This is a genomic window from Brevundimonas sp. UBA6550, from assembly GCF_002434505.1.
Lineage (GTDB): Bacteria > Pseudomonadota > Alphaproteobacteria > Caulobacterales > Caulobacteraceae > Brevundimonas.
The window spans coordinates 369341-394968 of record NZ_DJKE01000005.1; the positions used below are offsets into that span (position 1 = coordinate 369341).

The 25628-nt window shown below is 69.2% G+C and carries 19 protein-coding genes; 7 read left to right on the top strand and 12 right to left on the bottom strand.

Translation table 11 applies throughout. From position 1 onward, the window contains the following. Positions 1-70: 70 nt before the first annotated feature. The 7 genes from B3Z70_RS05945 to B3Z70_RS05975 all read right to left on the bottom strand — a co-directional run bounded on the left by B3Z70_RS05945 (position 71) and on the right by B3Z70_RS05975 (position 8513). On the bottom strand, positions 71-1798 hold the full coding sequence (locus B3Z70_RS05945; protein WP_292021835.1) for an alkaline phosphatase family protein: 1728 nt from the start codon (positions 1796-1798) through the stop codon (positions 71-73). Positions 1799-1883: 85 nt separating this feature from the next. Next, positions 1884-2828, bottom strand: coding sequence for a DUF808 domain-containing protein (locus tag B3Z70_RS05950; protein WP_292021837.1), 945 nt, complete (start codon positions 2826-2828; stop codon positions 1884-1886). A gap of 6 nt (positions 2829-2834) precedes the next feature. Next, the gene (locus B3Z70_RS05955) at positions 2835-4043 is read right to left on the bottom strand and encodes an LL-diaminopimelate aminotransferase (protein ID WP_292021839.1); all 1209 of its coding nucleotides are present in this window, start codon (positions 4041-4043) and stop codon (positions 2835-2837) included. A 172-nt stretch (positions 4044-4215) separates the two neighbouring features. Beyond that, a complete protein-coding gene (gene hemN / locus B3Z70_RS05960; protein WP_292021841.1) occupies positions 4216-5604 on the bottom strand; it encodes an oxygen-independent coproporphyrinogen III oxidase in 1389 nt (462 codons plus the stop codon). Further along, a complete protein-coding gene (gene cydX / locus B3Z70_RS05965; protein WP_017504187.1) occupies positions 5591-5740 on the bottom strand; it encodes a cytochrome bd-I oxidase subunit CydX in 150 nt (49 codons plus the stop codon). The genes hemN and cydX overlap by 14 nt, the downstream gene beginning before the upstream one ends. Positions 5741-5759: 19 nt before the next feature. Continuing rightward, complete coding sequence (gene cydB, locus B3Z70_RS05970; RefSeq protein ID WP_292021843.1) at positions 5760-6908, bottom strand: cytochrome d ubiquinol oxidase subunit II; 1149 nt, start codon at positions 6906-6908, stop codon at positions 5760-5762. A 24-nt stretch (positions 6909-6932) separates the two neighbouring features. Then, entirely contained in the window at positions 6933-8513 is a 1581-nt protein-coding gene (locus tag B3Z70_RS05975; protein ID WP_292021853.1) for a cytochrome ubiquinol oxidase subunit I, read from the bottom strand. Positions 8514-8707: 194 nt separating this feature from the next. Here B3Z70_RS05975 and cydD point away from each other — a divergent pair, with 194 nt between their 5' ends. Together cydD and B3Z70_RS05985 are read left to right on the top strand one after the other, a co-directional pair. Continuing rightward, positions 8708-10312 carry a thiol reductant ABC exporter subunit CydD gene (gene cydD / locus B3Z70_RS05980; protein WP_292021845.1) on the top strand — a complete coding sequence of 535 codons (1605 nt, stop codon included), beginning with the start codon at positions 8708-8710 and terminating at the stop codon, positions 10310-10312. Then, entirely contained in the window at positions 10309-11952 is a 1644-nt protein-coding gene (locus tag B3Z70_RS05985; RefSeq protein WP_292044915.1) for an amino acid ABC transporter ATP-binding/permease protein, read from the top strand. The genes cydD and B3Z70_RS05985 overlap by 4 nt, the downstream gene beginning before the upstream one ends. On the opposite strand, the gene B3Z70_RS05990 is transcribed toward B3Z70_RS05985, so the two are convergent. Together B3Z70_RS05990 and B3Z70_RS05995 are read right to left on the bottom strand one after the other, a co-directional pair. Beyond that, on the bottom strand, positions 11949-12686 hold the full coding sequence (locus B3Z70_RS05990; protein ID WP_292020047.1) for a Crp/Fnr family transcriptional regulator: 738 nt from the start codon (positions 12684-12686) through the stop codon (positions 11949-11951). The genes B3Z70_RS05985 and B3Z70_RS05990 overlap by 4 nt on opposite strands. A gap of 70 nt (positions 12687-12756) precedes the next feature. Further along, positions 12757-14793 carry a TonB-dependent receptor gene (locus B3Z70_RS05995; RefSeq protein WP_292044917.1) on the bottom strand — a complete coding sequence of 679 codons (2037 nt, stop codon included), beginning with the start codon at positions 14791-14793 and terminating at the stop codon, positions 12757-12759. Positions 14794-14925: 132 nt separating this feature from the next. Between B3Z70_RS05995 and B3Z70_RS06000 the strand changes: the two genes are divergently transcribed. Further along, positions 14926-15513 (top strand): class I SAM-dependent methyltransferase, encoded by a 588-nt coding sequence (locus B3Z70_RS06000; RefSeq protein ID WP_292022939.1) that lies wholly within the window; start codon positions 14926-14928, stop codon positions 15511-15513. Here the strand turns inward: B3Z70_RS06000 and B3Z70_RS06005 are convergent. Continuing rightward, positions 15510-16664: a glycosyltransferase family 4 protein gene (locus tag B3Z70_RS06005; protein ID WP_292022937.1), complete on the bottom strand. Its 1155-nt coding sequence runs from the start codon at positions 16662-16664 to the stop codon at positions 15510-15512. The two genes, B3Z70_RS06000 and B3Z70_RS06005, sit on opposite strands and share 4 nt — an antisense overlap. Before the next feature lie 4 nt (positions 16665-16668). Further along, positions 16669-17634: a glucosamine inositolphosphorylceramide transferase family protein gene (locus B3Z70_RS06010; RefSeq protein ID WP_292044918.1), complete on the bottom strand. Its 966-nt coding sequence runs from the start codon at positions 17632-17634 to the stop codon at positions 16669-16671. A gap of 201 nt (positions 17635-17835) precedes the next feature. Between B3Z70_RS06010 and B3Z70_RS06015 the strand changes: the two genes are divergently transcribed. The 3 genes from B3Z70_RS06015 to B3Z70_RS06025 all read left to right on the top strand — a co-directional run bounded on the left by B3Z70_RS06015 (position 17836) and on the right by B3Z70_RS06025 (position 21896). After that, the gene (locus tag B3Z70_RS06015) at positions 17836-18363 is read left to right on the top strand and encodes an RNA polymerase sigma factor (protein ID WP_292022933.1); all 528 of its coding nucleotides are present in this window, start codon (positions 17836-17838) and stop codon (positions 18361-18363) included. A gap of 106 nt (positions 18364-18469) precedes the next feature. Next, positions 18470-19435 carry a FecR family protein gene (locus tag B3Z70_RS06020; protein ID WP_292022930.1) on the top strand — a complete coding sequence of 322 codons (966 nt, stop codon included), beginning with the start codon at positions 18470-18472 and terminating at the stop codon, positions 19433-19435. Beyond that, entirely contained in the window at positions 19422-21896 is a 2475-nt protein-coding gene (locus B3Z70_RS06025) for a TonB-dependent receptor domain-containing protein (RefSeq protein WP_292022928.1), read from the top strand. The genes B3Z70_RS06020 and B3Z70_RS06025 overlap by 14 nt, the downstream gene beginning before the upstream one ends. A 70-nt stretch (positions 21897-21966) precedes the next feature. Here B3Z70_RS06025 and B3Z70_RS06030 read toward each other — a convergent pair whose 3' ends face one another. Continuing rightward, positions 21967-24222, bottom strand: a complete 2256-nt coding sequence (locus tag B3Z70_RS06030; protein WP_292022926.1) for a TonB-dependent receptor — start codon at positions 24220-24222, stop codon at positions 21967-21969. Positions 24223-24471: 249 nt separating this feature from the next. On the opposite strand from B3Z70_RS06030, the gene B3Z70_RS06035 reads away from it, so the two are divergent. Next, positions 24472-25628 (top strand): metallophosphoesterase (locus B3Z70_RS06035; protein WP_292022924.1); only part of this gene is annotated, 1157 nt, incomplete at its 3' end.

Consider the following 25628-nt stretch of genomic DNA (forward strand, 5'->3'; position numbering starts at 1 on the left):
CACGAAACGCGCCGCGCGTAAGACCGCCTTCCCCTCGGGAAACACGAGTTTACGGCGTCGTCACAGAAGTTTACCGGGCAGGCGTCAACGCCGTCGCCGGACACTCCGCAACGGCGAACCCGTTCAGATCGATGCAGCGGCCCTCCACCTGGGGGGCTGGAACGCCGATCAGGTGCGCCAGGGTCGGGGCGATGTCGATGGTGCGGATCGGCAGGAAACGTTCCTCGCCATGCGCGCCGGGCCACCAGAAGATGATCGGCACGCGGCGGTCGAACTCGAACGGGGTGCCGTGGCCGCTGAGGGTTCCGCCGACGCGGCCGCCGCCGTTGACGTTCTGAGCCAGGGCGAACTGGATGTCGGGCGAGCGTTCGGCGACCGTCGACAGGCGCATCCGCTCGCGGATCGTCATCATCTCGGGCTGGCGGGTGTCGGGGATCGGTTCGGCCAGAAGCCGGTCGCGGGTCTCGGCGAAGGCGACGTCAGGCAGTCGGCGCAGCATCTCGACCGCCGCCTCGGCGACCTGGGTCCGAAGGGGATCGGGCAAGGACTTGTGTTCGGCGTCGGCGACCATCAGGCCGCTGCCGCCCGCCTGCAACGGATCGACCGGCAGGTTGAAGCGGGTCTTCAGCGCCGTATTGACCGCCTGGATCGCATCGGTATCCAGCCGGCGCGCGTGCGGATAGCCATGGGCGTGCAGACGTTCGACGAAGTCCGACCCGCCGTGATCGGCCGTCAGCACCACCAGGGCGCCGCCCGGAACCTGGGCCAGCTTGTCCAGGAAGGCGCCCAGCGCCACGTCCAGACGGTGCATCTGTTCGCACATCTCAGGCCCCTGGGTGCCGTAGGCGTGACCGATGCGGTCGGTCGCCGACAGGCTGACGCCCAGCATGTCCGTCGCGGCGCCCTGCCCCAGCTTCTGCGTATCCAGCAGATATTCGGCGGCCTTCAGCGTCTGTTCGTCCAGCAGCGGCGTGTTGTCGAACGCCAGCTTGGCCGGCGGCAGCTGCGAATGGAAGGTCTGGCCGCGAATGGTCCAGTCGCCGGCCAGGGCGCGGCACTCGCCGTTCTGATAGTCCCAGGTCACGGGATTGGCGGCCAGCCAGGCGTTGAAGGCGCGGTTGAAGCCCACGACCGGCGCCAGTCGGCTCTCCGCCGTCTGCCCCGGCTCGACATAGGTGGTCAGGCCGAAGCCTTCGGTGAACCAGAAGGCCTGACCCTGATGGCCGGCCAGATTGATGGCCCCGCGATCCTTGCCCGATACGCCGAACACCTTGCTCTCGGGGCTGACGGCCTTCAGCCAGTCGCCGAGCGTCGTGGCCTGAAGCTGCTCGGTCCCGACCGGGCCGTTGTCGGTGTCGTCGCGGCCATGGGCCAGATGGTTGCGCGCCGAGGCCAGGCAATAGACCTCCTTGCCCGTCCTGGCGTCGATCCAGTCGTTGGCGGGGATGCCCGTCTCCACCGGGTGCATTCCGGTCAGGATGGTGGAATGGCCGGGGCAGGTCTCGGTCAGGCCGTGGGTCTGATAGCCGTTGATCGACACCAGCCCCTGATCGGCCATGCGGCGCAGACCGCCGGTGAAGCGACCGCGATACTGGTCGAACAGATTGGCGCTGAACTGATCCACGACGACGGTCACGATCAGCTTGGGCGGCGCCAGGGCCGCAGCCGACGCCTGGGGCGCCGGGCTCTGGGGCGCGGCGACCCGAGCCTGGACGACGCCCGTCATCGACAGGGCGGCCAGCACGGCCAGGGCGGCGTTGCGCGACACGGACCGGGCCCAGGGCTTGATCGACGACATGACAGGACACTCCAACGACAGGCAGGCGGCCTCTAGCGGCTGCGGATTGCATCTGAATGACAGGCGCCGAGGGACAGGCCCGGCCCTAATGCGATTCCTTGCCGCGCAGGCGACCGATCTGATGGACGATCAGGACGACCAGACCGCCCACGATCAGACCGACGACCGCCGACGCGACCGCCGTCGTCAGCCACCCCGTCACCGGGCCAAACGGCCCGGTCGCAGCCGCGACCGCGTGCGACAGATGCTCCAGCGGCACGGCGGGCCAATGCATCCCCAGCGTATGGGAGCCGTGCACCAGGATGCCGCCGCCGACCCACAGCATGGCCGCCGTGCCGATCACCGACAGGGCGCTCATCACCACGGGCATCCCCTTAACCAGCCCCCGCCCCAGGCCGCGCACCCCGCCGTTGTCGCGGCGCGCCAGCACCAGGCCGATGTCGTCCATCTTCACGATCAGGCCGACCGCGCCATAGACGGCGATGGTCATGGCCACGCCGACCACGACCAGCACCGCCGCCTGGGTCAGGATCGGCTGGGCGGCCACGTCGGCCAGGGCGATGGCCATGATCTCGGCCGACAGGATCAGGTCGGTCCGCACCGCGCCCGAGACGGTGGTCTTTTCCAGCGCGGCGGCGTCACCGGTCTGGACCGCCGCCTCGTCATGGCCGCCGTGACCAAAGGCCTCCAGCAGTTTCTCGGCGCCCTCGAAACACAGATAGGTCCCGCCGCACATCAGGATGGGCGTGATGGCCCAGGGCGCGAAGGCGCTGAGCAGCAGCGCCGCCGGCAGGATGATGATCAGCTTGTTGCGAAACGACCCCAGGGCGATCTTGCCGATGATCGGCAGCTCGCGGCTGGGCGACAGGCCGGTGACGTAGCGCGGCGTCACCGCCGCATCGTCCACCACCACCCCGGCCGCCTTGGTCGAGGCCTTGCCCGCCGCCGCGCCCACATCGTCCAGCGAGGCGGCGGCCAGTTTGGCGATGCCGGCGACATCGTCCAGCAGCGCGATCAATCCAGAGGGCATGGTCGATCAGTCTTCCCGGCTGGGCGGCACATTGACGCCCTGCGATTTCAGATAGGCCTTCACGTTGCGCGCGGCCTGGCGGATGCGCTGCTCGTTCTCGACCATGGCGATGCGCACGAAGCCCTCGCCGTTCTCGCCATAGCCGACGCCCGCCGCCACCGCGACCTTGGCGTGGGTCAGCAACTGCTTGGAGAACTCAAGACTGCCCAGATGCTTCAGCGCCGGCGGCAGGGGCGCCCAGGCGAACATGGAGGCGGCGGGCTTGGGAATGTCCCAGCCCGCGCGGCCGAAGCTGTCGATCAGCACGTCGCGGCGGCGGTGATAGAGCTGACGGTTCTGCTCCACGATGTCCTGCGGCCCGTTCAGCGCCGCGCACGCCGCCGCCTGGATCGGGGTGAAGGCGCCGTAGTCGAGATAGGATTTCACCCGCGTCATGGCCGCGATCAGCTTCTTGTTGCCGACCGCGAACCCCATCCGCCAGCCGGCCATGCTGTAGGTCTTGGACAGGGAGGTGAATTCGATCGCCACGTCCTTGGCGCCCGGAACCTGCAGGATCGAGACCGTCGGCTTGCCGTCGTAATACAGCTCCGAATAGGCCAGGTCGCTGATGATCCACAGGTCGTTGGCCTTGGCGAAGTCCACGACCCGCTCATAGAAGTCCAGGTCCACCGTCTCGGCCGTCGGGTTCGACGGATAGTTCATCACCAGGATCTTGGGCCGCGGCACGGTGAAGGCCATGGCCCGCTCCAGCGCCTCGAAATATTTCTCGTCCGGCGTGGTCGGCACGCTGCGGATCGCGGCCCCGGCGATGATGAAGCCGAAGGTGTGGATCGGATAGGACGGATTGGGCGCCAGGATCACGTCGCCCGGCTCGGTGATGGCGGTGGCCAGGCTGGCCAGACCTTCCTTGGAGCCCATGGTGACGATCACCTCGGTCTCGGGATCGACGTCGACGCCGAAGCGGCGGCCGTAATAGTTGGCCTGGGCGCGGCGCAGACCGGGAATGCCTTTGGACTGGGAATAGCCGTGGGCGTCGGGCTTCCTGGCGACTTCGATCAGCTTGTCGATGACGTGCTGAGGCGGCGGCAGGTCGGGGTTGCCCATCCCCAAGTCGATCACATCCTCGCCCGCTGCGCGTGCGGCCGCTCGCATCGCATTGGTCTCGGCGATGACATAGGGCGGCAACCGCTTCATGCGGTAGAATTCTTCGGACATGACTGGCTCGTCGTTCGGGGTGTGGGCCTATGAATGGCCTGCCAAGCGATTAGCGCGCCTGCGACCGCCCGCACCAGCGCGAAAGGCGGTTTTTGCCTCCGATCACGACGAAATCCCCAACCGCGCGCACGATGCGCGCCGAAAGCGCGCCCTGCCCGCGTCGATCCGGGCGTCAGACCACCCGTGCGTGCCGGTCGGCGACCGCCGCCGCAGCCGGGTCGAAGGCGGCGCAGACCGCGCGAACGAAGGGACGGCCCAGCGCCGTGACGGTCAACCGCTGCCCCTCGATCTCGATCAGCGCGTCCTCGGCGAACCGTTCCAGCAGCGTCCAGGCGCCGGCGACACTGTCAGCCGGGCGGTCGTGGCGCGCCGCGACCTCGGCGACATCGACGGCGAAATCGCACATCAGCCGCTCGATGATCGCGCCAACGAAGACGTCCTCCGGGCGCAGCGCCACGCCGCGCGCCGCCGGAAGATGGCCAGCAGAGACGGCCGCTCGCCATTCCCGCTCCAGCGACAGGTTCTGGACATAGCCGTCCGGCGTGCGGCTGATCGACGAGACGCCCAGGCCGATCAGAACCGGCGCCTGATCGGTGGTGTAGCCCTGGAAGTTGCGACGCAGCCGGCCGCTGCGTTGGGCCGCCGCCAGCCCGTCGTGCGGCAGGGCGAAATGATCCAGGCCGATCGCCGTCCAGCCCTTGCCGGTCAGATAGCGCGCCGCCGCCTGGCTTTGCAGAAAGCGCAGCGGCGCGTCGGGCAGTTCGTCGTCCTTGATCAGCTTCTGGTGCGGCTTCATCCACGGCACATGCGCATAGCCGAACAGGGCGATCCGCTCTGGCCGCAGGGTGGTCACCAGCCCCAGTGTGGTGACGAGGTTTTCCGCCGTCTGGCGCGGCAGGCCGTACATCAGGTCCAGGTTCAGCGAAACGAGTCCCTGCGCGCGCAAGGCCTCGGCCGCCCAGCGGATGGTCTCGAACCGCTCGGGCCGGTTGACCGCCGCCTGCACGTCCGGCGACAGATCCTGCACCCCCAGACTGGCGCGGGTCAGGCCGATCCGCCCCGCCGCCTCGACCCATTCCGGCGTCAGCACTTCGGGGTCCAGTTCGGCCGCGATCTCGAAACAGTCGCCCAGGTCGAACCGGGCGGCCAGACCGGCGAACAGCCGCTCAAGGTCTGCGGGCGCCAGCATATTGGGCGTGCCCCCGCCCAGATGGATCGAGCCGACCCGGACAGGCCGCCCGATCCGCGCCAGCACCAGATCGGCTTCGCGCAGCAGCAGGTCGACATAGCTGGCGATGACGCTTTCGCGGTTGATCGCCCGGGTGTTGCACCCGCAATACCAGCACAGCCGCTTGCAGAACGGGATGTGCAGATAAAGCGACACCGCCTGGTCCAGCGGCGCGCGGGCCAGCCAGTCGCCCCACTGCCCGGCCCCGACGGCGGGCGTGAACTGCGCCGCCGTCGGATAGGAGGTGTAGCGCGGCGCATTGGCGTCGTAGCGCGCGATCAGATCGGCGGACGACGCGGCCGGCGAGGCGACGACAGGACTAGAGAGGGACATCGCCCTCTTTCGATGCGTCGGGCGTGGACAGGCCGGCGTCGCCTTCGTCGAACAGATGGAACTCGTGCCACAGACCGTTCAGCACGCCGAAGCCGACGGCCAGGCCAAGCCCCAGGATCCAGGAAAAATACCACATGGTCGTGTGCTCCTAAGGCTCAGTACAGGTCGGGGTTGGTCTTGAGGACGGCGGTCGAGGTCCGGCCCCACAGCACGCGATAGACCCAGGCGGTGTAGATCAGGATCAGCGGCAGGAAGATCGCCGTCACGATCAGCATGATGAACAGGGTCAGGTGGCTGGACGAGGCGTTCCACACCGTCAGGCTGGACTGCGGGTTGATCGAGCTGGGCAGGATGAAGGGGAACATCGACAGGCCGACGGTGGAGATGATGCCGACCGCCGACAGCGACGAACCGCTGAACGCCAGACCTGCAGACCTGCGCCACATCCCGATGAGGGCTACGACTGCGCCAAGGAAGCCCAGCACAGGCGCGATCACCATCCACGGATACCGGCCGTAGTTGTCCAGCCATGCGCCCGGAGCGGCCTCAACCGTCGTCCGCAGCGGATTGGAGAACCCATTGATGTCCAGATCGCCGGTGATCCGGTAGCCCAGGCCGCCATAGGCCACATACAGACCGCCAGCCGCGAACAGAACCAGAGCCAGAACGCCTGCGACCGTGCCGAACAGACGGGCGCGATCCAGCACCGGCCCCTGCTCGGCCTTGACCGACAGCCAGGCTGCGCCGTGCAGGACCAGCATGGCGGTCGACAGCAGACCGGCGATCAGGCTGAAGGGCGTGAACAGGCCCAGCAGGTGTCCGTCGTAGAAGGCCCTCAAGTCGCTATCCAGATGGAAGGGCGCGCCCAGCAGAACGTTGCCGACGGCAACGCCGAACACCAGGCTCGGGACGAAGCTGCCGACGAACAGGGCCCAGTCCCAGAACGAACGCCATTTGGGCGACGGACGCTTGGATCGGTATTTGAACGAGACCGGCCGCAGGATCAGCGCGGACAGCACCAGGAACATGGCCAGGTAGAAGCCCGAGAAGCTGACGGCGTAAACGAAGGGCCAGGCGGCGAAGATCGCCGCACCGCCCACGATGAACCACACCTGATTGCCTTCCCAGGTGGCGCCGACGGTGTTGATCACCATGCGGCGCTCCTCATCCGTCCTGGCGACGAAGGGCAGCAGGGCGCCGACGCCCAGGTCGAAGCCGTCGGTCAGGGCGAAGGCGATCAGAAGCACGCCCAGCAGTCCCCACCAGATCAGGCGGAGCGTGGCGAAGTCGAGGGGAAGATCCATTGTCGGATGTCCTTAAAGATCGGGTCAGGCCACGGCGGGCGCGGGCGCGCGCTCGGCGGGGGCTTCAGGGCTGGGCTCGCCGAACGTCTCTTGTTCGTGGAACGGCCCCTTCTTGATGGCGTGCAGGATCAGGCGGACCTCGACGACGGCCAGCGATCCATAAAGCAGGGTGAAGCCGACAATGGTCGCCCACAGCTGCGGCACGGTCAGCGAAGACGCGCCCAGGAAGGTCGGAAGCACGCCGTCCACCGCCCAGGGCTGACGACCGAACTCGGCCAGGATCCAACCGAACTCGATGGCGATCCAAGGCAACGGAATGGCCATAACCGCAAGCCGCAGGAACCACTTCGTCTGGTGCTTGCGCAGGGTGCACAGCACGAAGGCCGTCCCGAACAGGGCGATCATGAACATGCCCACGCCGGCCATGATGCGGAAGCTCCAGAACAGGGCCGGCACGTTCGGCACCGTCTCCCATGCCGTCTGCTTGATCAGCTCGGGCGTGGCCTGGCGCGGATCGGCGACATGGCGTTTCAGCAGCAGTCCATAACCCAGGTCGCGGCGATGGGTTTCAAACAGGGCGCGTGCGCTCATGTCCTTCGGATCGGCCTTGATCTTCTCCAGGGCGTCGAAGGCGATGACGCCGGATTCGATGCGATCCTCGGAAATGGCGACCAGTTCGAAGATGCCCTCGACGGGCTTGTCGATGGTGCGGGTGGCGATCAGGCCCATGACCCACGGCACATGGACGCCGAAGTGGGTCTCGCGGTCCTTCATCGAGGGAATGCCGACCAGGGTCAGGCCCGCCGGCGCCGGCTCGGTGTGCCACATGGCCTCCAGGGCGGCGAGCTTCATCTTCTGGTTATCGGTCAGGGCATAGCCGGACTGGTCGCCCAGCACGACGACCGACAGCGACGCCGCCAGACCGAAGGCCGAGGCCACCGTCATCGACCGCTTGGCGAAACCGACGTGCTTGCCGCGCAGCAGATAGAAGGCCGACACGCCCAGCACGAAGACCGAGGCGCAGACATAACCGGCGCTGACGGTGTGAACGAACTTGGCCTGGGCCACCGGGTTGAACAGCACGGCCATGAAGTCCGTGACCTCCATCCGCATGGTGTCGGGATTGAAGGCGGCGCCGACCGGGTTCTGCATCCAGCCGTTGGCGATCAGGATCCACAGGGCCGACAGATTGGTGCCCAGCGCGACCATGAAGGTGACGAACAGGTGGGCGTGGGGTTTCAGCTTGTCCCAGCCGAAGAACATCAACCCGACGAACGTCGCCTCCATGAAGAAGGCCATCAGCCCTTCGATGGCCAGCGGGGCGCCGAAGATGTCGCCGACATAGTGGCTGTAGTAGCTCCAATTCATGCCGAACTGGAATTCCATCGTAATGCCGGTCGCGACGCCCAGCACGAAGTTGATGCCGAACAGCACGCCCCAGAAGCGGGTGATGGTCCGCCAGATGGGCCGGCGGGTCATCACATAGATCGACTCCATGATGACCAGCATGAATGACAGCCCCAGCGTCAGGGGCACGAAGAGGAAGTGATAAAGGGCCGTCAGCGCAAACTGCAGCCGGGACAGGTCGACGACCGCGAGGTCGATCATGGCATTGCTCCGTCACGCCAGTCCGGTCGCCGGCGTTTGGATGGCCCTAGAAGCACGCCCGGCTGGTCGCCTTGATCTCGATCAAAGCGCCCCAGCGACGGCCAACCTATTGGACGGTTCGTCCTTGGACATTCCGCCCAACGGCGTTTTGTCCAGAGGCGCCGCGCGCCGGGACGTGCTGGAGTTCGCCGATGACCACCCTGTCGCCCGACGCCGTCGCGCCTGCCGCCTGGCTGAAGGCCGCCGGTCGACCCTGGCGCAGACTGGCCATGCTGGCCGGGCTGCTGACCGTGGCGGATGTCGCGCCCGCCATCGGTTTCGCCGCCGGTCTGGCCATGGCCATCTCGAACTTCGGCGACGGCCTGGCCGCCGCCGCGCCCTGGCTGGCGCTGGCGGTTCTCAGCCTGATCGCCCGCGCCCTGATCGGCCAGGTCGCCGTCGTCGTCGGCGCGCGGCTGGGTCGGGCGGTCAAGACCCAGGTGCGGGGGCGGTTGCTGGCGGATCTGTTCGGGCGGGGCGTTCGGTCCAACGACCGCCTGACCGCCCTGGTGGAGGGCGTCGGCGCGCTGGACGGCTATTTCGCCCGGTTCGCGCCCTTGCGCCTGGCCGCCGGCCTGTCGCCCCTGCTGCTGATCGCGGCGGCGGCCGTCGCCAGCCCCGTGGCGGCGGGCGTGCTGCTGTTCACCCTGTTTCCCTTCATCGTCGGCATGGCCCTGGCGGGAACGGCGGCGGCGGGCGAAAGCCGGCGTCAGTTCCAGGCGCTGGAGCGGCTGTCCGGCCTGTTCGTCGACCGCATCCGCACCCTGCCCGCCATCCTGGCCTTCGACGCCGCAGCGCCGACCACCGACCGGATCGCCCAGGCGTCAAACGAGTTGGAGCGTCGCACCGCGCGGGTCATGCGCATCGCCTTCCTGTCGTCGGGCGTGCTGGAGTTCTTTTCGGCCCTGTCGGTCGCCCTGATCGCCGTCTATTGCGGGTTCAACCTGCTGCGGCTGCTGCCCTTTCCCGTGCCCGAAGCCCTGGACCTTCCGCGCGCCTTCTTCGTCCTGGCCCTGGCGCCCGAGGTCTATCAGCCGCTGCGCCGACTGGCCGCCGCCTATCACGACCGGCAGGCCGCCGAGGCCGCCGCTCCGTCGCTGGTCACGCCGCCGTCCATCCGGCGTTCGCACGCCGCGCTGGGCGACCTGGCCCCCGCCATCCGTTTCAGGAACGTCGCCATCGCCTACGACGGCCGCGCGCCGGTCATTCGCGACTTTGACCTGGACGTCGCGCCGGGACAGATCGTGGCCCTGATGGGGGCCAGCGGCGCGGGCAAGTCCAGCCTGCTGCACCTGCTGCTGGGCCTGGCGCCCCTGACGGGCGGCGAGGTCGAGATCGGCGCGGCCCGGCTGAGCGTGGACGGCGATGTCGCCGGCCGCATCGCCTGGGCCAGCCAGCAGCCCGTCGTCGTGCCCGGCGACCTGGCCCACAACATCGCCCTGGCCGATCCCGTCAGCTGTCCCGGCCGGGTGGCGATGGCGGCGCGCACCGCTGGCCTGTCAGGCGACCTGAACCGCCGCATCGACGAGCGCGGCGGCGGCCTGTCGGGCGGCGAGCGTCGTCGTCTGGGTCTGGCCCGCGCGCTTTTGAAACGCGCGCCCATTCTCCTGCTGGACGAGCCGACCGCCAATCTGGACCCCGCATCCGAACAGGCCATGATCGCCGTCATCGCCAAGGCCGCGCGCGGCCGCACCACCCTGATCGCCACCCATTCGGCCGCCGTCGCGGCCCTGGCCGACCGCGTGGTGCGGCTGTGAGCCGGCGGGTGCGGATCGGGCGGCTGATCGCGGCCCAGGCGCAGGAACAGCGCGCACGCCTGCGCCTGGCCGCCGCCGCCGGCGCGGTCGTCACGGTTTCAGCCGTGTGTCTTCTGGGCCTGTCGGGCTGGTTCATCACCGGCGCCGCCTTCGCCGGGGCGGCGGGCGCGGCGGCGGCCCAGAGCTTCAACTATATGATGCCCAGCGCCATCATCCGCCTGTTGGCCATCCTGAGGACCGGGGGCCGCTACGTCGAACGGGTGGCGGGGCACGAGGCCGCGCTGAAAGCCCTGGCCCGCCTGCGTCCACAACTGTTCCGCGCCATCGCGGACGGTCCGCCCGAAGCGGCGCTGAGCCTGTCGTCCGGCGAGATGTCGGCCCGCCTGGTTCAGGATGTGGATGCGGTTCAGACCCTGTTCGTGCGCCGCTCCGTCCCCGTCAGCCTGGGCGCCGGGGCCGCCGCGGCCATCGTCCTGGCCAGTCTGGCGACGCCCTGGGCGGGCCTGGCCCTGTTCGCAGCCATGGCCGTCGCCTGCATCGGCGGGGTGCTGATCGCGCGCCGTTTAGCCGAGCCGGCGGGGCGCGCGGCCCAGGTCGCGGTGGGGGTGCTGAAGGACCGCCTGGCCGCCCTGGAAGCCGTCACGCCCGAACTCAAGGCCTATGGACTGGAAGGCTGGGCCGCCGAGCAGGCGACGGCGGCGGCGGCCGATCACGACCAGGCCCAGATCGCCCTGACCCAGGCCGCCGGCTGGATGACCGCCTGGCAGGCCGTGGCGGTCGCTCTCGCCGTCGCTCTGGTCGTGCCGGCCAGCGCGGGCGCCGCCCTGCCGCTGACAGCCTTGGCCGCGCTGGCCGCCATCATGGGGATCGAGGCCGCTGGCGGCCTGGTCGCCGCCCTGCATCAGAACGGCGCCGCCGCCCAGGCCCTGTCGCGGCTGGATGCGATCTTGCCGGCCGAGGATCGGGGTCGGACCCGCACGCCGCAGGGCCACGCCATCGTCCTGATCGGCGCGGGCGATCCGCTGTCGCCGCCCCAGCGGCTGGGCCTGGCGGGCCCGTCCGGCGTCGGCAAGACCACCCTGGTCGAACGGCTGATCGGCCTCCGTCCCGCGCCGAGCGGCGAGTTATGCATCGGCGGCGTCGACATCGCCGACATCGCGCCCCACGATCGCCGCGCCCTGTTCGCCTACGCCGCCCAGGACGTGCGGCTGCTGGACGGGTCGGTGCGCGAGAACCTGGCTCTGGCCGCGTCGGCCGACGAGGCGGCGGTGTGGCGCGCCCTGGACGATGCAGGGCTGGGTCAGCGCATCCGCGCCGAACCCCTGGGCCTGGACGCCCGCGTCGGATCGAACGGAGAACGACTGTCGGGCGGCGAACGTCGCCGGCTGAACCTGGCGCGCGCCTATCTGCGCGACGCCCCCTGGCTGGTGCTGGACGAGCCGACCGAGGGGCTGGACGTCGCAACCGAAGCCGATGTCCTGACCGCGCTTCAGGCGCGGCTGGCCGAAAGCGGTCAGGGCCTGATCCTGATCAGCCACCGCGCCCCGCCGATGGCCCTGTGCCCTCGCACGATCCGCATCGACGGCCTGGAGGCCGACGGGCGGGTCCGACTGGCGACGGCGAAACGGAACGCCGCCTAGACCTCGCCGTCGGCCAGTTCCTGCAGACGATCCGGGCGTTCCACTTCGATCTCGTGCAGCGAAAGGGCCTGAATGACCTGGGCGTTCTTCAGCTTGGTCAGTTCGCGGCTGACCGTCTCGATGGTCAGGCCCAGATAGTCGGCCATTTCCGCCCGCGTCATGGGCAGGCGCACCCGGTTGTCGCGCGACGGCCGCATGGGATCGCGTCCCGGCAGGTCCAGCAGGAAGGAGGCCAGACGCTCCCTGGCCGTCTTGCGCCCCAAAAGCAGCATCTGCTTCTGCGCCGCCGCCAGTTCGTGCATCGCCCGATCCAGCAGCGCCGCCTCCAGCGCGGGACGCGACCGGACCGCCGCCTGATAGTCTGTCTTTCGGAACCGGCACGCGGTCGTCGGCTCGATCGCCTCAGCCGAGAATCCGTATTCGTCGCCCGCCGCCAGACCGATGAAGTCGCCGGCGAACAGGAAGCCGATGATCTGGCGCCGCCCATCCGCCAAGAGCTTGTACAGGCGCACCGAACCGGAGGTGATGTTGAACACGCTGTTCGCCGGGTCGCCTTCGCGGACCAGGACCGCATCGGCCTGTAGCGACAGCTGTTCGGCGATGGCGTCCAGAACCGCCATGTCCTCGGGCTTCAAACTGGCGCAGACGCTGAACGGCCGCGCCCCGCAGGTGTCGCACACCGCGCTCTGGCGCCGTTCCAGGCACGCGTTCGACAGGGATCGGACTTCCAACATCAGGCCTCGCGTTCCGTGGGAGCCTAAGGCGCGCGGCTCCTCGGTGCAAATCGGACGGCGACCGACCCGATCAGTAGCTCAAGCGCAGACCGATGCTGGCGGTGCGCGGCGGGCCGTAACCCGCGACGCCGTTTCCGGTCTGGGAAACCTCGACGTCCGTGTCGAACAGATTGTCCGCCGCCAGCCACAGGGTCGTGCGCGCATCGAGCGCCCATTCCGCGCGCGCATCCAGCGTGACGGCGCCCGCCAGGGTGCGGCTGTTCAGATCGTCGTCGAAACGGCGCGATTCGTAGCGCGCGGCCAGCGCCAGGGTCAGGGCGCTGGACAGGCGCCAGTCCAGGCCGGCGGTCGCGCTCCACTCCGGCGCCTGGGCGGGACGCAGGCCGGTCAGCTGCGGCGCAGACGCCCCGCCGTCCACCGTCGCATCGGTCCAGGACACGGCCCCGTTCAGCGACAGGGCGGGCGTCAGATTCGCCGCCCCGGTCAGCTCCACGCCCCAGGCGTCGATGGTTCCGGCATTTTGGCGCTGGCGCAGCACCCCGCCCGCCGGCACGAAGCCCGCGCGGGGGAAGGTCGCCGGCCCCGCGCCCAGGGTCACGTTGACGATGGCGTCGTCGATCCGGTTCCAGAAAACGGTCGCGCCCCAACGCACGCCGTCGCGATCGAACGCCAGGCCCGTCTCGACCCCCTTCAGCGTTTCGGGCGTCAGGCCGGCGTTGGCCTCGGTGATGTCGTTCCCGACCCGGAACGGCCGGTGCAGTTCGTTCAGCGTCGCGGGCCGGAAACCGGAATAGGCCGCAGCCCGCGCCGCATAACCGCCGCCCAAGTCCCGCCGCGCGGCCAGGCGCGCGCTGACCACCTCGCCGGACCGATCAGGGTCGGTCTCGTCCAGCAGCACCGCGCCGGTCGCCAGCGTATATTCGTTGCGGAATCCGTCTGAATTCTCCCAGCGGTCCAGACGAAGGCCGCCCGCGAACAGCCAGTCGCCGCCCGTCCAGGATCCGTCGACATAGGCCCCGCCGACCGAGGTTTCCCCGCCCGCCCGGCGCCCGCGCGCAAAGCCCGCGCCCGTCGGGTTGCTGAAGAACTCGTTCGTCTGGCCTTCGTTGAAGCGCGCATCGGCGCCGACCTCCCACTCCAGCCGCCCCCCGGCGAAGTCCGACACCCGCCGACGCAGGGCGGCGTTCAGGCCCCATCCGGTCGCGGGGGTCTTGTATTGATCGTTGGCCGGCGTGGTCGAGGAGCGGTCGGCGGACACCGAGACGGAACTGTTGGCCAAGTCGCTGTCGATCCGCCACGCCTGAAGACGCCAGCCGTATCCATCCGCCGTGGGGGCCTGGGCGACGGCCGCGCTGAGGCTGTGGCCGCTGGCGTTGGCGCGCGTGCCCGCCAGGCCCGATCCGCGATCCTCTTCCCAGGTCGCGGCGCGCATTGACAGATTGGTGCGCCCCACGGCGCCGTCGATCCGCACGGCGGCGGCCCGGCTGTCCAGATCCAGCGGCGTGTCCGCCGCCCCCGCCGCCGCACCGCGCACAGGGACGTAGCCGTCGCTGACCTCGCGCAGGCCGCTGACCGTCACCGCCAGCGGCCCCAGCCGCGTCGAGGCCGAGCCCGCCGCGCGCACCCCGCCCCGCTCGGCGGCCGACACGTCCAGCGCCCCGCCCTGGCTGCGTTCGCGCAGGGTGATGGTCCCGGTCAGGGCGCCCGCGCCGTATGGCCCCGAACCCGCGCCGCGCACCACGTCCAGACTGTCCAGCGATTCCGGCGCCGCCTGGGACCAGATCACCCAGCCCCCGAACGGATCGTTCAACGGCGCCCCGTCCAGCAGCACCAGCGTCCGCCCGGCCCCGGACGGGGCGATGGCCCTCAGCGACAGACCTTGCGTCGTCGGATTGGCCGCCACGCTGGTGGTGCGGCGAAACAGCGAGACCGCCGGCACGGACCGCAGGGCCTCGTCGATCCGCGCGGAGCGGGACAAGACAGCCTGGTCGATCCGCACCACGGAAAAGGCCGCGTCCGCCGCCGCCGGGGGCAGCCGGGCGGCGGTCACGACGATATCGGGCAGGGCCGCGGGCGCGACGACGGGGGGAGGAGCGTCTTGCAGCATGGGCACTCGATAAGGGTTGGCGGGCCGGGGTGAAAGCCCGGGCGACAAAATGCCCCCAGACCGGCTGCAGAACCGCGATTGGCAGATGCGGCGTCCGCCGGTAGAAACGCCTTGGGGAACACGGGGGATGCAATGGGCTTTATCGCGGCCTTCATGGCGCTGGTGCTGGGCGAAGGCGCGGTCCACGCGCGGCGATCCGCAAAGGCGATGCGCATCCGCGCCCTGCCCGACCGTCAGGTGATGGCCGACAGCTATATTCCGGCCCTGGCCGCCGAGGGCGGGCGCATCCTGTGGGTCGGATGCCGCGAATATACGCTGGACGACTATGCCGCGCTGGAGGCGCGGGGCGGCGAGGTCTGGACCACCGACATCGACGCGGGCGCCGCGCGCTGGGGCCGACCGGGCCGTCACCGCACCGGCGACGTCTGCCAGGCGGATCGGCTGTTTTCGGACCTGACGTTCGACGCCGTCGTCTGCAACGGCGTGCTGGGCTATGGCGTCGATACGCCCGAGCAGAAGGCGCGCGCCCTGGCCGCCCTGGCCTCGGTTCTACGTCCCGGCGGACGCCTGTTGCTGGGCTGGAACACCGACAAGATCGTCGATCCCGTCGCGGCGGGGCTGACCGCCGCCGACTTCGCCCCGGCGCCTTTGGGCGACCGTCCGACGCGGGTCGGCTTCGACGCCGTGACCCACGTCTATGACAGTTTGATCCGTCTCTAGCCGAGCAGGTTGTTCAGAGACCAGACGCCTGGCCCCGAGGCCGCGCGGTAGGATTTGCCTTGGCCTTGGCCGGTCAGCGAGCGATCCGCCAGCGCATGACGCAGGGCGTCCAGCTCGGCCGCGCGCGCCGCCGGCGAATGCACCCGCGCCACAAAGACCTGACCGGCCTGGGCCAGCTTCAGGCGTTCGGCGGGGTTCTGAACCAGGCGTTCCATCGCGGCGGCCAGGGGCGCGGCGTCTTCGACCTCGACATACAGGGCGTTTTCGCCGCTGGCCTCGCGCAGTCCGCCCCGTCCCGAGGAGATCAGGGCCGCACCCGCCGCATGGGCCTCCAGCGCCGAAAGCCCCAACGCCTCGCGCACCCGCGACGGAACCACCGCGATGGCGGCGCGGCGCGTGACCGCCTTCACCTCGGCCAAGGACACCGACTTGTGGATTTCCACCCGGTCGCCGAACCGGGCCAGGGCGCGGACGTGCGGCTCGGCCCAGTCCTGATGCTTGTCCCAGTCGCCCAGCATCAAGGCGCCGCGCCAATCGGGATGGCGGTCAAGCGTCTGGGCCAGGGCGGCGCAGAACAGATCCAGCCCCTTGTCGTGCATGGCCCGCCCCGAAAACAGGATCAGGTTTTCGCGGGCCTCCGGCGCCGCCCGCCAGTCGTCCATGGCGATGGGATTGCACACCGCCGAGACCCGTGCGGCCAGACGTGGATAATCGGCCGCGAACTCCTGCCCCGCCGCCTGACTGACGAACACCAGACGGTCGAACCGCGCCAGACGACGGCCATAACGCCAGGCCGCGATCGGGTTGCGCGCGGGCTTGATGCGGGTGTGGCGATAAAGAACGTTGATCGCCTTGGGAAACTGTCGCGCCAGTTCGGACGCGGACTTCAGTTGCTGGTGATATTCGACGATGTCGGGCGACAGGGTCCGCAGAATGTCCGCCACCGCCGCATTGCGCGCCTTGCGGCCAAGCCCAGCCGGCACGGTCAGCATTCTGACATCGGACGGCGCGACGGCGCCCGCGTCGGCGATCAGGGTCACGGACCGCTGCAGACGACTATGCGCCGACAGGGTGCGGACCACCGTCTCCATCGAATTGGCCTTGTCCGGGCAGTAGGTGGAGCCACGCGGCAGAACGACGGCGATGCGCATGATCTTAGCCTTCCTTGCAGACGGCGGAGGTCGAGAAGAGTTTCGGATGGACGGCTTGCCCCGTCGCACGACGCCCGCGCGGCCCGTTCAGCCCAAGCAGACGCCGCGCCTTGAACCCCGCCTTCAGCCACGGCTCGGCGGCCGAGCGGCGGATGCTCTTGACGTCGATGAAGGTCACGTCGCCATGGCCGGACAAGGTGTGGAATCCGTCGCCGAACCCGGCCAGCAGATCGCCCGGCTCGAACCGTTTGACCGCCGCCGCCGAGAAGGCGTCCGGCGTCAGCGTCTCGATCCGCAGCAGATTGACCGCCGCCCCATAGGTCGCCCGGCAGTCCTGAACCGGCAGATGCAGGGCGCCGTCGTGAACGAAGGCCGTGCCGCCCGGCCGCGACACGTCGAAGCCGCTCATCACCGGATTGGCGGCATGGGCCGTCCACGGTCCCGTCAGGGTCTCGCTCCAGGCCAGATGCATCTCGCGCATCGCCCGGTCGTCCGGCCCCGCCAGGGCGTGGAACAGCCACCACAGGCCGTCGTGACGCACGACCGTCGCGTCGATGGCGGCCATGTCGCCCAGACGCGCCGCCGGCGCCCACCGATCCGGGAAGCGCACGCAGCGATAGAGGATCAGCCCGCCGCTCTTGTAGCCTTCGGGCAGCATATACAGTTCGCCGCCGTCCTCGATCAGGGTCGGATAGGACAGGTGCCAGGGCTCGGTCAGCGCCACGTCCTGCCCGATCAGCCGATCATCGGCGTCGTACTGGCGATAGTGAATCTCGCCGCGCCGCACATGATAGTCGAACGCCTCGACGAAGACGGTCAGCACGCCGTCGTGCGTCATGCCAAACGGATCGGCGGCATAGGCGTGGGGTCCGCAGTCGGGCAGCCACGTCACCTCGTCGGCGGTCGGCGGCCGGTCGATGACGCTGGGCAGGGGGCGGCGGATGAAGCCGGAACGCCAGATATCGAACATGACCCCGCCCTAGCCGACCGGAAGGACCGGCGTCGTCGCTCTGCGGTGTGCTGGATACGCGCGCATCGAAACCCTGTTCGCCGCCGCACAGCGGCGCCTTCGATCTAAAGACGCCGCCGTTCCGCCCTTGCCTCAGGAAAATCGTCGCGGCATTGGAGGATCGACGTTCCATTCCGGGACGCGCCAGAGGATTTCGCCTGTTTGACCGCGCCCGCCGCGCATCCGCTGGTCGCCGCCTATCTGGAGCAGCGACAGGATCTGGCCCGCTTCTGCCGCGCGCGGCTGGGCGGGGCCTCGGGCGATGTCGATGATCTGTTGCAGGATCTCTATCTGAAGGTGTCGGCCCTGCCGGCGGACACGCCGGTCGACAATCCGCGCGCCTTTCTGTTCCGGCTGCTCTCCAACCTGATGCTGGACCGATGGCGCTCGGGCCAGCGCGCCGCAGCCCGCGACAGCGCCTGGCGCCAGATCAATCACCAGACCGGCGCGGTCGAGGATCTGGACGACGCCCCGTCCGCCGAGGCCGTGGTGGCGTCGCGCGAGCGGCTGGCCCGGCTGGTCGCCGCTCTGGAGACCCTGCCGCACAAGACCCGCACCATCTTCCGCCTGCATAAGTTCGACGGCGTCAGCTATGCCGACATCGCCAGCCAACTCGACATTTCGCGCAGTTCGGTCGAGAAACACATGATGGAGGCCCTGCGCGTCCTGGCCCGAAAGGCGCAGCCATGATCGCCCTTTCGCCCGTCGCCGAACGAAACTGTGGAGGCGGCGCAGTCGTCGTGACGTCTGAGTATCAGGGATTGCGTCTTTCGGCGCACATCCAGGCTGGGATGGCATGAAGGCGAACACCGACATCGACGAAAAGGCGCTGCATTGGTTCGTCGCTTTGCGCGACGAGGCGGCCGGCGACGACGTCTGGTTCGGCTTCCAGTCCTGGCTGGAGGCGTCGCCAGCCCACGCCCTGGCCTATGACGCGGTCGAGCGGCTGTGGGTCGATCTGGACGCCGCCGATACGGCCCCGGTCGTCGCGCCCCAGCCCGCCCCGGTGATCGATTTCGCCGCAGCACGCGACCGGCGCGCCCAACGTCGTCGCCCTTCGCTGGGCGCCGGGCTCGGCGTCGCCGCCAGCGTCACCCTGGCGGTCGGCCTGTGGATGTGGATGGCCCCCAACGGCCAGACCTACGCCACCACCGACGCGCCGATGACGGTGGCGCTGGAGGACGGCTCGCACGTCTATCTGAACCGTCATTCTCGCCTGGACGTGAGGTTCGACGGCGACCGCCGCGCGGTGTCCCTGGCCGAGGGCGAGGCTGCCTTCGACGTGGTCCATGATCCCGCCCACCCGTTCGTGGTCGCCGCCGGCGCGCATCAGGTCGAAGTTCTGGGCACCGCCTTCAATGTGCTGAACCACGGCGACGACTTCGCCGTGGCGGTCGAACGCGGCGTCGTCGCCGTGACCCCGGCCAAGGCGCCTAAGGTCCGACTGACCGCCGGCCAGGCCCTGACCCAAACGGCTCAGAAAACCCCGGCGCTGGCCGCGGTCGCGCCCGAACGCGCCTCAGCCTGGCGTCAGGGCGTTCTGGTGTATCGCGATCGCCCGCTGGGCGACGTCGCCGACGATCTTTCGCGTTATCTCGACAAACCCGTTGTGCTATCGACATCGGCTCGGGCGCTGCGCTTCACCGGCGCCCTGCGTATTGGCGACGAGGCCGTGATGTTGCAGCAACTGCAGGACTTCCTTCCCATTCGGATCGACGCCTCGGCGAACGCTGTCCGCGTCGATGCGCGTGAGGCCGGCTGAGGCCGGGCGGCCTCGAACCCTCGGCCTGTCCCGGTCACGCGCCGCCGTATCGAACGCCAGCCTCGCGCTCGTCGCGACCGCCGCCCTCGCCGCCCCGGCCTGGGCTGAACAGCCGCACGCCCTGGACCTCTATGTGCCGCGTCAGCCGGTGGACCGGGCCCTTCTGGACCTGGCGTTGCAGGCGCGGGTGTCGCTGGGCGGCGGCGTCGCGGCCTGCACGGGAACCAGCCCCGCGCTGCGCGGCCGCATGACCCTGGACGCGGCGCTGGATCGCATCCTGGCCGGCTCGGGCTGCCGCTATCTGATCCGGCCGGACGGGGCGGTGATCATCAGTTCGGCGCCGCGCATCGCCTCCTCGCCAGCTTCGCCTTCTTCACGCCCTGCGCCCCGGCCCGCCCCACAGCCCGAGGCGGTTCAGGTCAGCGAAGTGGTCGTGACCGCGCCGCGCCGCCCCGAGCTGATCCAGCGGTCCTCCTCGGCCATGACCGCCGTCACCGGCGACCGCATCGGCCGGTCCGGCGTCACGGGGATGCAGGGACTGGACAGCCTGGTCTCGGGCATGACGGTGACGAACCTGGGCCCCGGCCGGAACAAAATCCTGCTGCGCGGCATCTCCGATGGAGTGTTCACCGGCCTGACCCAATCGACGGTCGGCCTCTACCTCGATCTGACGCCCATCACCTACAGCGCCCCAGACCCGGACCTGAAGCTGATCGACATCGACCGGGTCGAGGTTCTGCGCGGCCCCCAGGGCACGCTGTACGGCACCGGCCCCATCGGGGGCGTGGTGCGCATCGTCACCCGCCGCCCCGAGTTCGGCCGCGAGGATCTGGCCGTGGCCCTGACCCGCTCCCACACCCATGGCGGGGGCACGAACACCGACTACAACATTGTCGCCAACCTGCCGCTGGCCGGCGATCGGGCGGCGATCCGCGCGGCGGTCTATGGCGAGACCTTCAGCGGCTATATCAACGACGTCGAACTGAACCTGCGCCGCGTCAACGACGGCACGCGGCGGGGCGGCCGGCTGTCGGGCGCCCTGGCCCTGGCGCCGGGATGGACCGCGCGCGCGGGCGTCGTCCACCAGTCGATCATGACCGAGGACACCCACTACGTCTATCGCGGCCTGGGGCCTCTGCGCCGCGCCAATCTGGTGCGCGAACCGCATCAGAACCGCTTCGATCAGGCGTCGCTGTCGCTGGAGGGGCGTGGGACCTGGGGCCGTCTGGACGCCTCGCTTTCCGTGGTCGAACATGGGTTCAAGAGCCGCTATGACGCCTCCAGCGCGCTGCGCCGGTTCGGATCTCTGGCTTCGGTCGGGGCGCTGGACGAAAACAAGGACATCCATCTGGTCGTGGGCGAGACGGTGCTGACCTCGCCCGACGTCGGGCGCTGGCGCTGGCTGGTCGGCGCCCTGGCCTCCGCCAGCACGACCCGCACCGATCCCGTCCTGTCGATCCTGCGTCCCGAACCGCTGGCGCTCTACGCCGAGAAGCGCCGCGACACCCTGCAGGAGGCCGCCCTCTATGGCGAAGCGGCCTGGGATGTGACGCCCAAACTGACCCTGACCGCCGGCGCCCGCTATTACACCCTGGACTACGACACCACCTCCCAGGTGCGCCAGCGGACGCGCATGCGCAACTTCGATGGCCAAGGATCGTCGTCCGGCCTGACGCCCAAGCTGGCCCTGGCCTGGCAGCCCAGCGACCGTGTGAATCTGTCGGCGCAGCTGAGCCACGGCCGGCGCGCGGGCGGTTTCAACACCGCCGGCGTCATCGGTCAGGACTTCAGCGGCCTGGCGGATTCGCCCGCTCGCCAGTATCGCCCGGACTCGCTGTGGAACCTGGAGTTCAACGCCAAGGTCCGATCCGCCGACGGCCGCGCCCGGCTGCGCGCCGCCGTCTACGCCGCCCGCTGGCGCGACGTGCAGAGCGATCAGTTCCTGCCCAGCGGCCTGGCCTATGTGGTCAATGTCGGGGACGGCGCCGACATCGGCTTCGAGGCCGAGGCCAACTGGCGGCCCACCGACGGGCTGGAGGTCTTCGCCAACGGCCTGATCGCCGATCCCCGCATCACCGATCCCGCCAGTCGGTTCGAAACCCAGCGAGGCGCCGGCCTGCCCGGCGTACCCAAGGCCTCGGCCAACCTGGGCTTTACCTACCGCCGCCCCCTGACGGATCGTCTGCAACTGATCGCCGACGGCGGCGTGTCCTATGTCGGCGCGTCCCGCCTGACTTTCGACGGCCGCCAGCAGCACCGCATGGGCGACTACGCCACCGGTCGGCTGTCGCTGGGCGTGGAGGCTGCGCCCTGGGTGGCCACCGTCTTCGTGGACAATCTGTTCGACACCAAGGCCAACACCTTCGCCTACAGCGACCCCTTCCGCCTGCCCGACGCCCAGGCCGTCACGCCGCTGCGCCCCCGCACCCTCGGCGTCACGCTGAGGTGGGCGCTGCAATAGCCGCCGCGGCAAGGAAAAAGCCGCCCTGCGAACAGGGCGGCCTTCCTTGGACAGTCAGATTGTTTCGACCTCAGAACCGCTTGGTCAACTGCACGCCATAGGTGCGCGGTTCGTTGACGAAGGCCGTCAGGTTGTTGAAGTCGATGGCGCCGATCACATTCTCTTCGTCCGTCAGATTGCGGACGTAGGCGGCGGCTTCGATACCGCGCGACAGATCGCGCCAGCCCGCGCGCAGGCCGCCTTCGAAATGCGTGTCCTGCATGAACTCGACCGATTCATAGAGGAACAGGTTGAAGTTCTTCTGCATGACCCAGTCGGTCGAGGCGAACAGCTCGGTGTCGGCCCCCAGCGGCCTGACGTAGTTCAGCGTCAGATTGGCGGTGTATTCCGGCGCCTGCGGGAAGGGATTGCCGTCGATGGCGGCGCGCCGGGTCGTGCCCACCATGACGATGGGATCGGTGACGGTGCAGTTGGAGCCGCAGACGGCGACCAGCAGGTCCTTGTCCTTGATCTCGGTGTGGTTCCAGGCGCCGCCGGCCGCCAGGCTGAAGCCCGCGCCCAGATAGATGTCGCCGTCCAGCTCCAGGCCGTAGCCCTCGCCCTTCTTGGCGTTGATCAGGCGGTTGGAGTTGTCCGCGCCGCCGATGGCGGTGAACTGCATGTCGCTGACTTCATAGACATAGGCGGTGGCGTTGAAGCGCGCGCGTCCGTCCATCATCCGCGCCTTCAGGCCGGTTTCGTAGGACATCACGGTCTCCGAATCCGCCGTGGTCAGGACCGGCAGGTTGCGCCCCTGGATCGACGGGCCGCGATACCCCTTGGCCACGCGGGCGAACAGGTTCAGGTCGTCGTTGACCTGATAGACCGCGCTGACGTCCCAGCTGACCTGCTGATCGCCGACCGACACGGCGCCCGTGCCGCCTGCGCCGTTCCCCAGCACGATCCGACCGTCGTAGTGGCGGTTGTCGTCGGTGTAGCGGACGCCCGCCGTCACCTTCAGGGCGTCCGTCACCTTATAGCTGCCCTGGCCGAACACCGACCAGGAATCCGACTTCTGCACGATGTCGGTCACCCGCGTCGGCTGCACGCCGCCCACGCCGTTGAACGTGCCGCTGACCAGGTTGAAACGTTCGTCCCAGTAGAAGGCGCCCACCTGCCAGCCGACCCGGCCGTCGCCGTTCGACGCCAGGCGCAGCTCATAGGTGTTCTGCAGCAGGTCGCTGGACAGGGTGCCGGTCTCGGAGTTGAACGGGGTCTTGTAGGATGCGGTCGCCGGGGCCGAGGCCACGCCGCCGTCGATGTCGCCGTCGCCTTGCGACCAGCCCTGATAGGAGCCGACGATGCCGGTCAGGGTGGCGGGACCGAAGTCATAGGCGACCTGAAGCGACTCGGACGTGGTCTTCTGCTTCTGGAAGTTGTTGCGGCCGCCGTCGTAATAGACGGTGTCGCGGTCGAAGTTGTCGTTCAGCTTGTTGGAGCCCTTGGTCAGGGCGTTGGCGCGGTTCATCGTACCCGTGCCGTCATAGTCGCGGGCCTGCAGCGTCAGCAGGGTGGACAGACGATCGGTCGGGGTCCAGGCGACATGGACGCGCGCGGCCAGGTCGTCGAAACCGCCCAGGTCATCCTTGTCGGGATTGGCGAACGACGGATTGTAGGCGTTGTTCACCCAGTCGTCGCGGTGGTTCCACAAAATGGCGCCGCGCACCTGAAGCGTATCCGACGCCGGCAGGGTGACGGCGGCCTCGGCGCGCGTCGAACCCAGGTTGCCATAGGTCAGCGAGCCGAATCCGGTGAATTCGTCCGACGGCTTGACGGTGTCGATCTTGACCACGCCGGCCGGGGTGTTGCGGCCGAACAGCGTGCCCTGCGGTCCGCGCAGCACTTCCAGCTGCTGCACGTCGAACAGGGGGAAGCCCTTCAGATAGACGCTTTCCAGAACCACATTGTCCAGCACGACCGACACCGGCTGCGAGGCGGTGAAGTCGAAGTCCACATTGCCCAGGCCGCGGATATAGAAGCGCGGCGCATAGCGGCCGTTCGAGCTTTCGACCTGCAGGCTGGGCACGCGGCCCGACAGCGACAGGATGTCGGCGCCGCCGGCCGAAACCTCCTGCAGCGTCTGCGGGCTCAGGGCGGTGACGGCGAACGGCACGTCGCGGATGTTCTCGCTGCGGCGCTGGGCGGTGACCACGATGTCGTCGACGCCGGCCGGCTCGGCGGCGGCGGGAACGGTCTGGGTGTTCGGGGCGGTCTGGGCCGAAACGGCGCCGGCGCTCAGCAGGGCGACGCCGCTGACGGTGGCGGCCAAAAGGGCTTGGCGAAGCATGAAGAAGATTCCTTGGCGACAGGGGGAGGACGTGTCGCGCGACGCCCTAAAGCTTCGCCGTCTCCACCGCCAGAGGCGACCACGCCCTGTTTCTTGAACATTTGAAGACGCGGCCACAGCTCTGTGACAATCTGTCTTCGAACGGCCGGATCATTGCGGGATCGCATTGCACCGGCGCCTTCCCGGTGCGAAACTCGGTTCGTGCGTGAGTGATGCTCCGCGCCTTCCCGGACATCGCCTGGAGCAAGCATGGCCCTGATCGCGCCTTCCCGTCGTCGGCTTCTGCAGTTCGCCGCCGCGGCGACCGTCGCGCCGGGGTTGGCGGGCCTGAAGGCTCGGCCGGTCATCGGCCGGGTTCTGGCCGTATCGGACCTTCATTCCGCCTATGAGCGGACGCCCTACCTGTTGGCGGCCTTCGAACACGAGATCCGGTCGCATCCCGTTCCACATGTCATCGCCATCAATGGCGACATCTTCGAACAGGGCAACGTCGTGGCCCAGCGTTCGGACGGCGCGGTGGACTGGGCGTTTCTGGCCGCCCTGCCCGCCCTGGCGCCGACCGTGGTGAACCTGGGCAACCACGACAACGATCTGACGCCGGACCTGGCCGACGTCGTCGCCCGAATGAAGGGTCTGGGTCTGCACGTCGTCAGCACGATCAGCGACACGCGCACCGGCGCCGGCTACGCCTCGCCCACAGCGACGCTGCCGTTCGGCGATCATCGGCTGCGGGTCGTCGGCATGGCGACCAATTCGATGAACACCTATCCCAAGGCGTCGCGGGACCAGCTCTCGATCCCGGCTGCTGTCGACTGGGCGCGCGCGAACCTGTCCGACAGGCTCTCCGGCGCGGACAAGGTGATGGTCATGAGCCACGCGGGCGTGGTCGCGGATCGGGACATTCTGCCGCTGTTGCCCGAGGGCGCCTTGATGGTGGGCGGTCACGACCACCTGCTGTTCCAGCACCGGCAGGGCGCCAGCGCCTATGTGCACACGGGCTCGTTCACCAGCGCCTATACGGTCGCGGCGTTCGCAGCGGACGGTTCCGTGACCGCCGCCTCCCATCCGGTTTTGACCAACGGCCCCGCCTCTCCCGCCCTCGCGGCTCTGACGACGAAGACGCTCGCGGACCAACTGACGCCCGACGAACGCACGGTGCTCTGGACGGGCCGCCGCGCGATGTCGCTCGGCGACACGGGGCGCGTGATCGCCGCCGGCATGGCGCGCGCGGCCGGAGCCCACGCCGGCTTCATCGGCCACACCACCCTGGGCAACGCCGCCCCGGCCGGTCCGATCAGCCGCTACGTGTTCGATTCCATCGTCCGTTTCGACGGCGCGCTGATGACGACCGAGGTCACGCCCGCCCAGCTTCAGGTCTTCATCAGCCGATCGAACCAGGACCACTC

Coding starts and splice junctions, on each gene's coding strand:
- B3Z70_RS05945 (WP_292021835.1), bottom strand. CDS start 1,798: ATGTCGTCGATCAAGCCCTGGGCCCGGTCCGTGTCGCGCAACGCCGCC.
- B3Z70_RS05950 (WP_292021837.1), bottom strand. CDS start 2,828: ATGCCCTCTGGATTGATCGCGCTGCTGGACGATGTCGCCGGCATCGCC.
- B3Z70_RS05955 (WP_292021839.1), bottom strand. CDS start 4,043: ATGTCCGAAGAATTCTACCGCATGAAGCGGTTGCCGCCCTATGTCATC.
- hemN (WP_292021841.1), bottom strand. CDS start 5,604: ATGTCCCTCTCTAGTCCTGTCGTCGCCTCGCCGGCCGCGTCGTCCGCC.
- cydX (WP_017504187.1), bottom strand. CDS start 5,740: ATGTGGTATTTTTCCTGGATCCTGGGGCTTGGCCTGGCCGTCGGCTTC.
- cydB (WP_292021843.1), bottom strand. CDS start 6,908: ATGGATCTTCCCCTCGACTTCGCCACGCTCCGCCTGATCTGGTGGGGA.
- cydD (WP_292021845.1), top strand. CDS start 8,708: ATGACCACCCTGTCGCCCGACGCCGTCGCGCCTGCCGCCTGGCTGAAG.
- B3Z70_RS05990 (WP_292020047.1), bottom strand. CDS start 12,686: ATGTTGGAAGTCCGATCCCTGTCGAACGCGTGCCTGGAACGGCGCCAG.
- B3Z70_RS05995 (WP_292044917.1), bottom strand. CDS start 14,793: ATGCTGCAAGACGCTCCTCCCCCCGTCGTCGCGCCCGCGGCCCTGCCC.
- B3Z70_RS06000 (WP_292022939.1), top strand. CDS start 14,926: ATGGGCTTTATCGCGGCCTTCATGGCGCTGGTGCTGGGCGAAGGCGCG.
- B3Z70_RS06005 (WP_292022937.1), bottom strand. CDS start 16,664: ATGCGCATCGCCGTCGTTCTGCCGCGTGGCTCCACCTACTGCCCGGAC.
- B3Z70_RS06010 (WP_292044918.1), bottom strand. CDS start 17,634: ATGTTCGATATCTGGCGTTCCGGCTTCATCCGCCGCCCCCTGCCCAGC.
- B3Z70_RS06020 (WP_292022930.1), top strand. CDS start 18,470: ATGAAGGCGAACACCGACATCGACGAAAAGGCGCTGCATTGGTTCGTC.
- B3Z70_RS06030 (WP_292022926.1), bottom strand. CDS start 24,222: ATGCTTCGCCAAGCCCTTTTGGCCGCCACCGTCAGCGGCGTCGCCCTG.